At 51.5% G+C, this 16,501-nt stretch carries 5 protein-coding genes; all 5 read left to right on the top strand.

Annotated elements, in window-relative coordinates:
* Window positions 1–2,480, top strand: a 2,480-nt coding sequence (locus J7438_RS22900; protein ID WP_209278402.1) for a DUF1601 domain-containing protein, incomplete at its 5' end; no start/stop codon positions are given.
* Window positions 2,481–2,587: 107 nt separating this feature from the next.
* Window positions 2,588–5,638, top strand: a complete 3,051-nt coding sequence (locus J7438_RS22895) for an RAP domain-containing protein (protein WP_209278401.1) — start codon at window positions 2,588–2,590, stop codon at window positions 5,636–5,638.
* Window positions 5,639–5,754: 116 nt separating this feature from the next.
* A complete protein-coding gene (locus tag J7438_RS22890; RefSeq protein ID WP_209278400.1) occupies window positions 5,755–9,342 on the top strand; it encodes an RAP domain-containing protein in 3,588 nt (1,195 codons plus the stop codon).
* 76 nt (window positions 9,343–9,418) lie between these two features.
* Window positions 9,419–12,475: an RAP domain-containing protein gene (locus J7438_RS22885; protein ID WP_209278399.1), complete on the top strand. Its 3,057-nt coding sequence runs from the start codon at window positions 9,419–9,421 to the stop codon at window positions 12,473–12,475.
* Window positions 12,476–12,551: 76 nt separating this feature from the next.
* Window positions 12,552–15,998 (top strand): RAP domain-containing protein, encoded by a 3,447-nt coding sequence (locus J7438_RS22880; RefSeq protein ID WP_209278398.1) that lies wholly within the window; start codon window positions 12,552–12,554, stop codon window positions 15,996–15,998.
* Window positions 15,999–16,501 lie beyond the last annotated feature (503 nt).

The following is a 16,501-nucleotide window of genomic DNA, read 5'->3' as shown; positions in this document are numbered from 1 at the left end:
TGATACCCGGGCTCAAAGAGGCTTTGGCCGCACTGTTGCCCCTCGTGAACGCAAAAAAAAACCAATTTATTCCTCAGCATATCGCCAACCTGCTGTGGGCCATGGCAAAACTGGTGGACAACGGGCAGGAACAGACACCAGAACTTAACGAGGCCGTGGCCGCGCTGTTGTCCCACGTGAGCGCACAGAAAGCTAACTTTAAACCACAGGAAATCGTCAACCTGCTGTGGGCCATGGCGAAACTGGTGGACAACGGACAGATGCGGACACCGCTGCTCAAAGAAGCCGAGGCCGCACTGTTTCCCCACGTGAGCGCTCAGAAAGCAAACTTTACACCACAGGGTATCGCCAGCCTGCTGTGGGCCATGGCGAAACTGGTGGACAACAGGCAAAAGCGAACATCAGAGCTCAACGAGGCAGTGGCTGCGCTGTTGCCCCACGTAAGCGCACAGAAAGACAAATTTAAACCACAGGGTATCGCCAATCTGTTGTGGTCCATGGCGAAACTGGTGGACAACGGGCAAGAGCAGACACCAGATCTCAAAGAGACCGTGGCCGCGCTGCTGCCCCTCGTGAACGCACAGAAAGACCAATTTATTCATCTGCATATCGCCAGCCTGCTGTGGGCCATGGCGAAACTGGTGGACAACGGGCAAGAGCAGACACCAGGGCTCAACAAGGCCGTGGTCGTGCTGTTGCCCCACGTAAACACACATAAAGACCAATTTAATGCCCGGGGAATCACCAACCTGCTGTGGGCCATGGCAAAACTGGTTGATAAGGGGCAGGAGCGGACACCACAGCTCAAAGAGGCCGTCGCCACGTTGTGGCCCTTAGTGAACGCACAGAAAACTAACTTTAAACAACAGGAAATCACCAACCTGCTATGGGCCACGGCGAAACTGGTGGACAACGGGCTGGAGCGGACACCGCTGCTCAAAGAGGCCGTGGCCGTGCTGTTGCCACTCGTCAACACAGCGAAAGCTAACTTTAATCCTCAAGAAATCGCCAACCTGCTGTGGGCCATGGTGAAACTGCTGGACAACGGGCAGGAGTGGACACCAGAGCTTAAAGAGGCCGTGGCCGCGCTGTTGCCACACGTGAACGCAAAGAAAGATAACTTTACACCACAGGGAATCGCCAACCTGCTGTGGGCCATGGCGAAACTGGTGGATAGCGGGCAGGAGCGGACAACAGGGCTTAACGAGGCCGTGGCTGCGCTGTTGCCTCACGTGAACGCAAAGAAAGACCAATTTAAAGCCCTGGGAATCACTAACCTGCTGTGGGCCATGGCGAAACTGGTGGACAACGGGCTGGAGCGAACACCAGAACTCAACGAGGCCGTGGCCGCGCTGCTACAACACGTGAACGTACAGAAAAACCTGTTTAATGCCCAGCATATTGCCAACCTGCTGTGGGCCATGGCGAAACTGCTGGACAACGGGCAGGAGCGAACACCACAGTTTAACAAGGCCGTGGCCGCGCTGTCGCCACACGTCAACAAAAAGAAAGCTAACTTTAAACCACAAGAAATCGCCAACCTGCTATGGGCCATGGCGAAACTGCTGGACATCGGGGAGTGGACATCAGAGCTCGACGAGGCCGTGGCCGCACTGTTGCGCCACGTGAACGCACAGAAAGCCAGCTTTAAACCACAGGAAATCACCAATCTGCTGTGGGCCACGGCGAAACTGGGTGAGTTCGTTGAGCTGAACGTGGTTACCTCTATGTTTGAATCGCTTGTTTACCGAATCAGTGAAAATCCTCAGCTCTCACAGCAAGACCTATTGATATCTCTCTGGGGAGTGATGGTTTGCTGTGCCAGATTGTCTATGGACTCCCGAAGCAATAACTGGTTTGAAAAGCAAATGGATGACCTGTTTACTCGCGTGGAAAATACATCTCCAGATAACTTAGAGGATCAATCCGTTATTGCCATGGCCGCAAGTTGGCTTGGTAGAACCTGTCCTGTCGTCCCCCATTACCGGACAACTATTTCAAAACCTCAAGCCAACTTCCGCAATCAACTCCAATCATGCATTCCCTCTTTACAGATTAAAGAAGAAAAGAGTCTGAACTCATTGCCTCCGGTTGACCTGCTACTGCCAGATTACAACATGGTGATTGAAGTTCAGGGTCCCTCTCATTATGTGGGTGGTGATTTCAAAACCAGGAATGGTTCGACTCTGCTTAAAATCGCACTGTTGCAAAAAGCAGGATTTGAGGTCGTTGAAATCCCGGCTAACATGCTTTGGAACCAAGGTTCAGTGAAACGATGTATTGATCAAATAACGACCAGGTTAGGCATCCAGCCACAGGGGCATGGCTCTGTATCACTTAAAAGAAGGTGGGCAGATGCGGCATACGTTACTGCAGATAAAGGCAGGCAACCCTCAGATCAAGGTTACTTGACCGCCGAAGAACATTCAGAAGAACAAACCGGCAAACCAGCCAAGAGGAAGAGAAAAAACAGCCAGTAATCCCCTCCTTTCGACCCCGGGAACCGTTTTCACATTCCAGCAAAATGAACTTCTGAACAGAACCGCAGTCTGCTTTTTATATTTTCATGAATTAATGAAATATAGTTATGGATAGAAGCTCTGCTGGTATCAGTGGTCAATACGCAAGATCAGATAATGGTTACAACCAACCGGATGACCATACCGCTTCTTCAAGGTGTGGGCGATATAGAAATGCCACCGTCAGACAATGGGATAGTCCCCCCCGCACTGCCCCGGGGCGTAATGAATTTTACCATTCTTCTTTCACACGCTCTTCTCAACATTTACAGTACCGTTCAGTAAACCCTGCTCAAGATTTCAATACCCTCACCAAACAGGAAATAATAGATGGCCTGCTGAGTAAATCGGATCACTTCGGTGATCGCTATGATGGGAGAAATCACGGGCAATATGCCAGTTCAATTAAAAAATACACGTCAGCTGCTAAAAGACCGTTAAATCGAGCGGAACAACGCCAGCTGATACGTGTACTGCAAAATTTTACCGCAACACGGAGCTGGAGTTGGCGAAGCCTGAGCACAACACTTCATTCATTCACTTCAGCGGGTGTTTTTACCCCGCATAAGCCCATGGATGAGCGTGTTAAGCTTACTCAAGCTGCCTTATTGTCCACTCTGCTTGATGCACTAATATTCAAGTGCAACCAAAAACCTGCAGCATGGGATATTGATGCCCGGGGTATCGCCAACCTGCTGTGGACCACGGCGAAACTGGTGGACAACGGGCAGGAACGAACACCAGGGCTCAACGAGGCCGTGGTCGCGCTATTGCCCCACGTGAACGCACAGAAAGACCAATTTATTCCTCAGCATATTGCCAACCTGCTGTGGGCCATGGCGAAACTGCTGGACAACGTGCAGGAGCGGACACCTGAGTTCAAAGAGGCCGTGGCCGCACTATTGCCCAAAGTGAAAGAACATAAGGCAAATTTTAAACCACAGGGTATCGCCAACCTGCTGTGGGCTGTGGCGAAACTGGTGGACAACGGCCAGACACCAGGGCTCAACAAGGACGTGGCCGCGCTGTTGCCCCATGTGAACGCACAGAAAGACCAATTTAATGCCCAGGGGATCGCCAACCTGTTGTGGGCCATGGCGAAACTGGTAGACAACGGGCAGGAGTGGACACCCGATTTCAACGCGGCTGTGACTGCGCTACTGTCTCAAGTGAATGTACATAAGGCTAACCTCAAACTTCAGGAAATCGCCAACCTGCTATGGGCCATGGCGAAACTGGTGGACAACGGGCACGAGTGGACACCCGAGCTCAACAAGGCCGTGGCCGCACTGTTGCCCCACGTGAACGCACAGAAAGGCCGATTTATTCCCCAGCATATTGCCAACCAACTGTGGGCCATGGCGAAACTGGTGGACAACGGGCTGAGGCAGACACCACAGCTCAAAGAGGCTGTGACCGCGCTGTTACCACGCGTGAACACTGAGAAAGCCAACTTTAAACCACAAGAAATTGCCAACCTGCTGTGGGCCATGGCGAAATTGGCGGACAAGGGCCAGGAGCAGACACCAGGGCTCAAAGAAGCTGTGGCCGCGTTGTTACCCCATGTGAACGCACAGAAAGAGCAATTTATTCCTCAGCATATCGCCAACCTGCTGTGGGCCATCGCAAAACTGATGGACAAAGGGGAGTGGACACCACAGCCCAACGCGGTCATGGCCGGGCTGTTGCACCAGGTGCACGCACAGAAGGCTAATTTTAAACCACAGGGTATCGCCATCCTGCTGTGGGCCATTGCGAAACTGATGGACAACATGAAGGACCGCACACCAGAGTTCAACGAGGCTCTGGTTGCGCTGTTGCCCCACGTGAACGCGCAGAAAGCTAACTTTAAACCACTGGAAATCACCAACCTGCTGTGGGCCATGGCGAAATTGGTGGACAATGGGCAGGAGCCGACAACAGAGTTCATTGAGGCCATAGCCGCGCTGCTGCCCTGCATGAACGCACTGAAAGACCAATTTATTCCTAAGCATACTGTCAACCTGCTGTGGGCCATGGCGAAACTGATGGACAACGGGCTGAAGTGGATACCGGGGCTCAAAGAAACGGTGGCTGCGCTGTTGCCCCACGTGAGCGCACAGAAAGCTGACTTTGAACCACAGGGTATCGCCAACCTGCTGTGGGCCATGGCGAAACTGGTGGACAACGGGCAGGAACAGACACCAGAGCTCAACGAGGTCGTGGCCGTGCTGTTACCCCACGTGAACGCACTGAAAGACCAATTTATTCCTCATCATATCGCCAACCTGCTGTGGGCCATGGCGAAACTGGTGGACAAAGGACAGGAGCAGACGCCAGAGTTCAATGAGGCTGTGGCCGCGCTGTTACCCCACGTGAACGCACTGAAAGACCAATTTACTTCTCAGCATATCGCCAACCTGCTGTGGGCCACGGCGAAAATGGGTGAGCTCGTTGAGTTGAGCGTGGTGACATCGATGTTCAAATCGCTCGTCTACCGAATCAGTGGCAGCCCTCAGATCTGTCAGCAAGCGGTATTGATGTCTCTCTGGGGAGTAATGGTATGCTGTGCCAGGTTGTCTTTAGTCTCCAATGCCAATAAAAATAATGAGTTTGAAAAGCACATGGATGACCTGTTTACCCGGCTGGAAGCTACCTTCCCGGACAATGAAGAAGATCAATCCATCATTGCCATGGCCGCAAGTTGGCTTGGGAGACCTTGTCCGTTCATCCCCCGTTACCAGACCGTCATTTCACAACCTCAAACCTTCTTCCGTGAGCAACTCCAATTATGCATACCCTCTTTGCAGATTGAAGAAGAAAAGAGTCTGAACTTTTTACCTCCGGTTGACCTGCTACTGCCAGACCACAACATGGTGATTGAGATTCAGGGACCCTTTCATTACGTGGGCAGTGATTTCAAAGCCAGGAATGGGTCGACTCTGCTTAAAATCGCACTGTTGCAAAAAGCAGGATTTGAGGTCATTGAAATCCCGGTTAACCTGCTTTGGAACGAGGATTCAATGAAACTATGTATTGATCAAATAAAGACCAGGATAGACATCCTGCCACAGGGTCACGGCTCTGTATCGCTTAAAAGCGGGTGGACAGATGAGAAACACAGCACTGTTTATAAGTAGCCAGAAATATGTGATTCCATATGGCCAGCTACTTATATAAACATCTCAGCAAAATGAACTTCTGAACCGCACAGCAGTCTTCTTTTTATATTTTCATGAATTAATGAAATATAATTATGAATAGAAGCTCTGCCGGGATCAGTGGTCAATGCGCAAGATCAGATAATGCTTACAACCAACCGAATGACCATGCCGCTTCTTCAAGGCGTGGGCGATATAGGCATTCCACAGTCAGACAGTGGGATCCTCCTGCCCGCACAGCACCGGGGCGTAATGAATTTCACCATTCTTCTGCCCCATGCCCTTCTCAATATCTACTGCGCCGTTCAGTGAATCATGCTCAGGATTTTAATGCGCTCACCCAACAGGAAATAATGGATGGCCTGGTGGGTAAATCGTATCGTTTCGGTCATCGCTATGATGGGAGAGATCACGGCCTATATGCCAGTTCAATTAAAAAATACACGTCAGCGTCTAAAAGACCATTAAATCGAGCGGAACAAAGCCGGCTGATGCGTTTGCTGCAAAATTTTACCGCAACGCGGAGCTGGAATTGGCTAAGCCTGACGACAACACTGCACTCATTTACTTCAGCAGGTGTTTTTACCACCCATAAACCTATGGATCAGCGTATTAAGCGTACACAAGCAGCCCTATTGTCGACACTACTGGATGCAATAATATTCAAGTGCAACCGAAAAGCTAAAGCATGGGAAATTGATGCCCGTGGAATCGCCAACCTGCTGTGGGCCATGGCGAAGCTGGTGGACAACGGGCAGGAGCGGATACCAGAGTTCAAAGAAGCCGTGGCCGCACTGTTGCCCCACATGAATGCACAGAAAGACCAATTTATTCCTCAGCATATCGCCAACCTGCTGTGGGCCATGGCGAAACTGACGGACAACGGCCAGGTGCAGACACCAGAACTCAATGAGGCCATGGCTGCCCTGTTGCCCCGCGTGAACGCACAGCAAGCTGATTTTAAACCACGGGAAATCGCTAACCTGCTGTGGGCCATGGCGAAACTGTTGGACAACGGGCAGGAGCAGACACCAGAGTTCAACGAGGCCGTGGCCGGGCTGTTGCTCCACGTGAACGCACAGAAAGACCAATTGAATGCCCAGAATATCACCAACCTGCTGTGGGCCATGGCGAAACTGGTGGACAACAGGCAAAAGCAGACAGCAAAGCTGAAAGAGACTGTGGCCGCGCTGTTGCCCCGGGTGAAAACACAGAAAGCTCACTTTATACCTCAGGAAATCACCAGCCTCCTGTGGGCCATGGCGAAACTGGTAGACAACGGGCAGGAGCAGACACCAGCGCTCAACGAGGCCGTGGCCACCCTGTTGCCCTATGTGAAAACACAGAAAGCTAACTTTAGATCACGGGAAATCAGCAACCTGCTGTGGGCCATGGCAAAACTGGTGGACAACGGGCAGGACCGGACTCCGGGGCTCAACGAGGCCGTGGTCGGGTTGTTGCCCTGCATAAACACAGAGAAAGACCAATTTATTTCTCAGCATATCGTCAACCTGCTGTGGGCCATGGCGAAGCTGGTGGAGAACGGGCAGGAGCAGACACCAGGGCTCAAAGAGGCCGTGGCCGCCCTGTTGCCTCGCGTGAACGTACAGGAAGACCAATGCATTCCTCAGGCTATTACCAATCTGCTCTGGGCTATGGCAAAACTGGTGGACAATGGGCAAGAGTGGATACCGGGGCTCAAAGAGGCCGTGGCCGCGCTGATGCCGCAAGTGAGCGCTCAGAAAGCTAACTTTGAACCACAGGGTATCACCAACCTGCTGTGGGCCATGGCGAAACTGGTGGACAACGGCCACGAGCAGACACCAGAACTCAACGAGGCCGTGGCCGCCCTGTTGCCTCACGTGAACGCACAGAAAGGCCAATTTCATGCCCTGGGTATCACCAACCTGCTGTGGGCCATGGCAAAACTGGTGGAAAACGGGCAAAAGCAGACGCCGGGACTCAACGAGGCCGTGGATGCGCTGTTGCCCCACGTGAACGCACAGAAAGCGAACTTTAACCCACAGGAAATCGCCAACGTGCTGTGGGCCATGGCAAAACTGGTGGACAACGGGCAGAAACAGACACCAGAACTCAACGAAGCCGTGTACGCGCTGTTGCCCCTGGTGAAGGCACAGAAAGCGAACTTTAAACCACAGGGTATTGCCAACCTGCTGTGTGCCATGGCAAAACTGGTGGACAACGGGCAGGAGCGAACACCAGAGCTCAACGAGACCATGGCCGCGCTGTTGCCCCAGGTGAACGCACATAAAGAACAGTTTCATGCCCAGGCTATCGCCAACCTGCTGTGGGCCATTGCAAAACTGATGGACAGTGGGCAGGATCGGACTCCAGAGTTCGACGAGGCCGTGGCCGCGCTGTTGCTAAACGTGAAGTCACAGAAAGCTGACTTTCAACCACAGGAAATCGCCAACCTGTTGTGGGCCATGGCGAAACTGGTGGATAACGGAATGGAGCGAACACCGGGGCTTAACGAGGCCGTGGCTCTGCTGTTACCACGTGTGAACGAAAAGAAAGCCAACTTTAAACCACAGGGTATTGTCAACCTGCTGTGGGCCATGGCGAAACTGGTGGACAACGGGCAGGAGCGAACACCTGAGCTCAACAAGGCCATGGCCGCGTTGTTGCCACACGTAAGCGCACAGAAAGCCAACTTTACACCACAGGGTATTGCTAACCTGCTATGGTCCATGGCGAAACTGCTGGACAACGGCCAGGAGCGGACTCCAGAGTTCAACGAGACGGTAGTCGTGCTGTTGCCCCACGTGAATGCAAAGAAAGACCAATTTATTGCTCAGCATATCGTTAACCTGCTGTGGGCTATGACAAAACTGGTGGACAACGGACAAGAGCGAACACCAGGACTCAACGAGGCCGTAGTCACGCTGTTGCCCCGGGTGGACGTACAAAAAGACCAATTTAATGCCTGGGGGATCGCCAACCTGCTGTGGGCCATGGCGAAACTGGGTGAACTCGTTGAGCTGAGCGTGGTTAGCTCCACGTTTGAATCGCTTGTCTACAGAATCAATGACAACCCTCAGCTCTCTCAGAAAGACATAAAGATGTCTCTCTGGGGAGTCTTGGTGTTGTGTGCCAGGTTGTTTCTAGACTCTAATGCCAATAAAAATAACGTGTTTGAGAAGCACATGGATGACCTGTTTACTCGTCTGGAAAATACATATCCAGACAATGAAGAGGATCAATCCGTTATTGCCATGGCAGCAAGCTGGCTCGGCAGGGCGTGTCCGGTTGTCCCCCATTACCAGACAAACATTTCAAAACCTCAGGCCGACTTCCGCGCTCAACTCCAATCATGCATTCCCTCTTTGCAGATTGAAGAAGAAAAGAGTCTGAACTCATTACCCCCGGTTGACCTGCTACTGCCAGAGCACAACATGGTGATTGAAGTTCAGGGACCGTCTCATTACGTGAATGGAGATTTCAACACCAGGAATGGTTCGACTCTGCTGAAAATCGCACTGCTGCAAAAATCAGGATTTGAGGTCATTGAAATCCCGGTTAACCTGCTCAGGAGCCAGGACTCAATGAAACTATGCATTGATCAAATAAAGACCCGGGTAGACATACCGCCACAGGGTCATGGCTCTGTATCACTTAAAAGCGGGTCGGCAGATGAGAAATGCGGCACTGCTTATATATAAACATTTCAGCAAAATGAACTTCTGAGCAGAACAGCAGTCTGCTTTTTATATTTTCATGAATTAATGAAATATAATTATGGATAGAAGCTCTGCTGGTATCAGTGGTAGATACGCAAGATCAGGTAATGATTACAACCGACCGGATGACCATGCCGCTTCTTCAAGGCGTGGACGATACAGGCATGCCACAGTCAGACAGTGGCATAATCTCCCCCGCTCTACCACTGGGCACAATGAGTTTTACCATTCTTCTGGCCCACGCTCTTCTCAATATCTACTGCACCGTTCCGTAAACCCTGCTCAAGATTTTAATGCCCTGATCAAACAGGAAACAATGGATAGCCTGGTGAGTAACTCGGATCGTTTCAATCATTGCTATGATGGGAGGTATCACGGTCAGTATGCCAATTCAATTAAAAAATACACATCAGCTGCTAAAAAACCGTTAAATCGAGCTGAACAAACCCAGCTGATACATTTTCTGCAAAATTTTACAGTAACACGGAGTTGGCATTGGAGAAGCCTGACGACAACACTTCATTCATTTACTTCAGCGGGTGTTTTTACCCCTCTTAAACCCGTGGATAAGCGTGTTAAGCTCGCTCAAGCTGCCTTATTGTCCAAGCTACTGGATGCAATCATATTCAAGTGCAACCAAACACCTCAAGCCAGGGATATTGATGCCCTGGGAATCTGCAACCTGCTGTGGGCCATGGCAAAACTGGTGGACAACGGGCAGAACCAGACACCAGAGCTCAAACAGGCCGTGGCCGCGCTTTTGCCCCACGTGAACGCACAGCAAAAACAATTTATTCCTCAGGGAATCGCCAACCTGCTGTGGGCCATGGCGAAACTGGTGGACAACGGGCAGCAGCTGACACCAGAGTTAAAAAAGGCCGTGGTCGTGCTATTGCCCCACGTGAACGGACAGAAAGACCAATTTACTCCTCAGCATATCACCAACCTGATGTGGGCCATGGCGAAATTGGTGGACAACGGGCAAGAGCAGACACCACGGCTCAACGAGGCCGTGGCCGCGCTGCTGCCCCAGGTGAAAGTACAAAAAGACCAATTTATTCCTCAGCATATCGCCAACCTGCTGTGGGCCATGGCGAAACTGGTGGAAAACGGGCAGGAGCAGACACCAGAGCTCAAAGAGGCCCTGACCGCGCTGATGACCCACGTGAACGCACAGAAAGACCAATTTATTCCTCAGCATATCGCCAACCTGCTGTGGGCCATGGCGAAACTGGTGGACAACGGGCAGGAGCGGACACCAGAGTTCAACGAGGCCGTGGGCGCGCTGTTGCCCCACGTGAAGGGACAGAAAGACCAATTTATTCCTCAGCATAACGCCAACCTGCTGTGGGCCATGGCGAAACTGGTGGTCAACGGACAGGAGCGGACACCAGGGCTCAACGAGGCCGTGGCCTCGCTGTTGCCCCACGTGGAAGTACAAAAAGACCAATTTATTCCTCAGCAAATTGCCATCCTGATGTGGGCCATGGCGAAACTGGTGGACAACGGACAGGAGCGGACACCAGGGCTCAGCGACGCTGTGGCCGCGCTGTTACCCCACATAAACACTCAAATAGCGAACTTTAAACCACAGGAAATCGCCAACCTGCTGTGGGCCATGGCGAAACTGGTGAACAACGGTGAGTGGACACCAGGGCTCAACGAGGCCGTGGCCGCGCTGTTGCCCCACGTGATCGCACAGAAAGACCAATTTATCCCACAGCATATCGCCAATCTGCTGTGGGCCATGGCGAAACTGGTGGACAACGGGCAGGAGCAGACACCAGTGAGCATAGAGGCCGTAGCCGCCCTGTTGCCCCACGTAAACGCACAGAAAGCTGAATTTAAACCACAGGAAATCGCCAACCTGCTGTGGGCCATGGCGAAACTGGTAGACAACGGACAGGAACGGACACCAGAGCTCAAAGAAGCCGTGGCCACGCTGTTGCCCCACGTGAACGCACAGAAAGGGCAATTTATTCCTCAGCATATCGCTAACCTGCTGTGGGCCATGGCGAAGCTGGTGAACAACGGGCAGGAGCAGACACCAGGGCTCAAAGAGGCCGTGGCAGCACTGTTGCCCCACGTGAAAACACAGAAAGACCAATTCACTCCTCAGCATATCGCTAACCTGCTGTGGGCCATGGCAAAACTGGTGGACAACGGGCAGGAAAAGTCAGCAGAGTTCAAAAGCGCCGTGGCCGTGCTGTTGCCCCACGTGAACTCACAGAAAGACCAATTTAATCCTCAGGGTATCGCCAACCTGCTGTGGGCCATGGCGAAACTGGTGGACAACGGGCAGGGAAAGTCAGCAGAGCTCAAAGAAGCCGTGGCCGTGCTGTTGCACCACGTGAACTCACAGAAAGACCAATTTAATCCTCAGGGTATCGCCAACATGCTGTGGGCCATGGCGAAACTGGGTGAGCTCGTTGAGCTGAGCGTGGTCACCTCTACGTTCGAATCGCTTGTCTACCGAATCAGTGACAACCCTCAATTCTCTCAGCAAGCGATATTGATGTCCCTCTGGGCAGTAATGGTATACTGTGCCAGGTTATCTCTTGTCTCCAACGCCAATAAAAACAGCTTGCTTGAAAAGCACATAGATGACCTGTTTACTCGCCTGAAAAATACATCACCAGCCAGTGAAGAGGATCAATCCATCATTGCCATGGCCGCAAGTTGGCTTGGCAGAGCCAGTCCAGTCGTCCCCCACTACCAGACAACCATTTCAAAACCTCAAGCCGACTTCCGTGCTCAACTCCAATCATACATTCCCTCTTTGCAGATTGAAGAAGAAAAGTGTCTGAACTCATTACCTCCGGTTGACCTGCTACTGCCAGATCACAACATGGTGATTGAAATTCAGGGACCGTCTCATTACGTGAATGGTGATTTCAACACCAGGAATGGTTCGACTCTGCTAAAAATTGCACTGCTGCAGAAATCAGGATTTGAGGTCATTGAAATCCCGGTTAACCTGCTCAGGAGCCAGGACTCAATGAGACTATGTATTGATCAAATAAAGGCCAGGGTAGACATCCCGCCACAGGGTCATGGCTCTGTATCACTTAAAAGCGGTTCGGCAGATGAGAAATACGGCACTGCTTATATATAAATGTTTCAGCAAAATGAACTTCTGAACTGCACAGCAGTCTGCTTTTTATATTTTCATGAATTAATGAAATATAATTATGGACAGAAGCTCTGCTGGTATCAGTGGTCAATACGCAAGATCAGATAATAATTATAACCGACCGGGTGGCCATACCGCTTCTTCAAGGCGTGGACGATACAGACATGCCGCGGTCAGGCGGTGGGATGATACCCCACGCACTAACCCGGGGCGTAATACATTTTACCGTTCTTCTGACGCATGCCCTTCTCAACATCTACAGCACCGCTCAGTAAACCCTGCCCAAGATTTTAATGCGCTCATCAAACAGGAAATAATGGATGATCTGGTGAGTCAATCGGATCGTTTCGGTCATCGCTATGATGGGAGAAATCACAGCTGGTATGCCAGTTCAATCAAAAAATACACATCAGCTGTTAAACGACCGTTAAATCGAGCTGAACAAAGCCAGCTGATGCGTTTACTGAAAAATTTTACCATAACACGGCGTTGGGACTGGCTAAGCCTTACGGCCACATTTCATTCATTGACTTCAGCGGGTGTTTTTACCCCTCATAAACCCGTGGATGAGGGTGTTAAGCGTACTCAGGCTGCCTTATTGTCAACGCTACTTGATGCAATCATATTCAAGTGCAACCAAAAACCTCAAGCCAGGGACATTGATGCCCGGGGAATCGCCAACCTGCTGTGGGCCATGGCGAAACTGGTAAACAACGGGCAGGAGTGGACACCAGGGCTCAAAGCGACAGTGGCCGCGCTGATGCCCCACGTGAACGCACAGAAAGACCAATTTAATACTCAGCATATCGCCAACCTGCTGTGGGCCATGGCGAAACTGGTGGTCAACGGGCAGGAGCGGACCCCCGAACTCAACGAGGCCGTGGCCGCATTGTTGCTCCAGGTAAACGCACAGAAAGATCAATTTAATGCCCAGGGTATCGCCAACCTGCTGTGGGCCATGGCGAAACTGGTGGACAACGGCCAGGAGCGGATACCAGAGTTCAGAGAGGTCGTAGCCACCCTGTTGTCCCACGTGAACGCACAGAAAGACCAATTTAATCCTCAGGATATCGCCAACCTGCTGTGGGCCATGGCGAAACTGGTGGACAACGGACAGGAGCAGATAACAGGCCTCAAAACGACAGTAGCCACGTTGTTGCCCCACGTAAACGCACTGAAAGACCAATTTATTCCTCAGCATATCGCCAATCTGCTGTGGGCCATGGCGAAACTGGTGGACAACGGGCTGGAGCGGACACCAGGGCTTAACGAGGCCGTGGCCGCGCTGTTGCCCCACGTGAAGGTACAGAAAAACCAATTTAAGGCCCAGGGTATCGCCAACCTCCTGTGGGCCATGGCAAAACTGGTGGACAACGGGCAGCAGTGGACACCGAGGCTCAAAGAGACCGTGGCCGCGCTGTTACCCCACGTGAACGTACAGAAAAACCAATTTAAGGCCCAGGGTATCGTCAACCTGCTTTGGGCCATGGCGAAACTGGTGGACAACGGGCTGGAGCGAACACCAGGGTTAACAGAGACCATGACCGCACTGTTGCCCCATGTGAATGCACAAAAAGACCAATTTATTCCTCAGCATACCGCCAACCTGCTGTGGGCCATGGCGAAACTGGTAGACAACGGGCAGCAGTGGACACCAGGGCTCAAAGAGGCTGTGGCCGCGCTGTTGCCCAACGTGAACTCACAGAAAGGCCAATTTAATGCCCAGAATATCGCCAACCTGCTGTGGGCCATGGCGAAACTGGTGGACAGCGGTCAGGAGCAGATACCAGGGCTCAACGAGTCCGTGGCCGCCCTGTTGCCCCATGTGAACGCACAGAAAGACCAATTTAATGCCCAGGGCATTGTCAGCCTGCTGTGGGCCATGGCGAAACTGGTGGACAACGGACTGGATCGGACACCGGGGCTCAACGAGGCTGTGGCCACCCTGTTGCCCCTCATGAACGCACAGAAAAACCAACTTAATGCCCAGGGAATCGCCAACCTGCTGTGGGCCATGGCGAAACTGGCAAACGAAGGGCAGGAGCGAACACCAGAGTTCAAAGAGACCGTGGCCGCGCTGTTGCCCAACGTGAACGCACAGAAAGGCCAGCTTATTCCTCAGCATATCACCAACCTGCTGTGGGCCATGGCGAAACTTGTGGATAACGGGCAAGAACAGACACCAAGGCTCAAAGAGGCCTTGGCCGCGCTGTTGCCCCTCGTGAACATACAGAAAGACCAATTTAATCCCCAGGATATCGCCATCCTGCTTTGGGCCATGGCGAAACTGGTGGACAACGGGCAGGAGCGGACACCAGAGGTCAAAGAGGCCGTGGCCGCGCTGTTGCCCTGCGTGAACACACAGAAAGACCAATTTAATCCCCAGGACATCGCCATCCTGCTGTGGACCATGGCGAAACTGGTGGACAACGGGCAGGAGCGGACACCAGCATTCAAAGAGGCCGTGGCCGCGCTGTTACCCCACGTGAACGCACAGAAAGCCAGCTTTAATTCGCAGGAAATCGCCAATCTGCTCTGGGTCATGGCGAAACTGGTGATCCATGGGCAGGAGCCGACACCAGGGCTCAACAAGGCCGTGGCCGCCCTGTTGTCCCAAGTGAACGAAAAGAAAGACCAGTTTATTCCTCAGCATATCGCCAACCTGCTGTGGGCCATGGCGAAACTGGGTGAGCTCGTTGAGCTGAACGTGGTTAAATCCACGTCTGAACTTCTTGTTTACCAAATCAGTAAATGCCCTCAGTTATCTCAGCAAGATATATCGATGTCTCTCTGGGGAGTATTGGTCTGCTGTGCCAGGCTGTCTCCAGACGACAATGCCAATAAACACAGCTTGCTTGAAAAGCACATGGATGCCCTGTTAACTCGCCTGGAAAATGCAGCCTCAAACGATGCAGAAGAACAATCCATCATTGCCATGGCCGCAAGCTGGCTTGGCAGAGCGTGTCCGATCGTCCCCCATTACCAGACCAGCATTTCAAAACCTCAAACCGACTTCCGCGATCAACTTCAATCATCTATTCCCTCTTTAAAGATTGAAGCAGAAAGGAGTCTGAACTCATTACCTCCGGTTGATCTGCTACTGCCAGACCATAATATTATTATTGAAATTCAGGGACCCTCTCATTACGTGTGTGGTGATTTCAAAACCAGGAATGGTTCGACTCTGCTGAAAATCGCACTGCTGCAAAAAGCGGGATTTGAGGTCATTGAAATCCCCACTAACACGCTTTGGAACCCGGATTCAATAAAACGATGTATTGATCAAATAATGACCAGGGTGGACACCCCGCCTCAGGGCCATGGCTCTGTATCATATAAAATCGGGTGGGCAGATGAGGCATACGTTACCGTCGATAAAGGGTGTCACTCTTCAGGTCATTGTTACCTAACCGGTGAAGAACATTTAGACAAGCAAACAGGCAAACCAAAAAAAAGAAAAAGGAAGAGAAAAAAAAAGCCGATAACCTCTTCCCTTTCATCATGACTCAAGAACTGTGTTCATATTCCAGGGATGGAGCGCCAGCGTTGAATACCTGTTGCCCGAAATGATTTGAAAATAACGGATTGGTGGCATCAGAAGTAGATGTGTAAGTAGTTGGCCAAATGGAATCGTATATTTCTGGCTAAGTGGGCAGTTACTATGCAAGGCGCAACGTAGGGAGCATAGCAGTAGCTATGTGACCGGAGTTGCAACGCCGCAGAGTGATTGACAACTTAGTCAGAAATATATGATTTCATTTGGTTAACTACTTACCCCCAACGGCTTGGTTTTATAGGCATTTCAGTAAAATGAACTTCTGAACAGAACAGCAGTCTGCTTTTTATACTTTCATGAATTAATGAAATATAATTATGAACAAAAGCTCTGCAGGTATCAGTGGTCAATACGCAAGATCAGATAATGCTTACAACCAACCGAATGACCATGCCGCTTCTTCAAGGCGTGGGCGATACAGGCATGCCACAGTCAGACAATGGGATCCTCCC

Origin of the sequence: Thalassotalea sp. G20_0 (assembly GCF_017744175.1) — a bacterium.
Lineage (GTDB): Bacteria > Pseudomonadota > Gammaproteobacteria > Pseudomonadales > Endozoicomonadaceae > Endozoicomonas.
The sequence above is the reverse complement of the archived record's forward strand: the minus strand, read 5'-3'. Positions and strand labels throughout refer to the sequence as shown.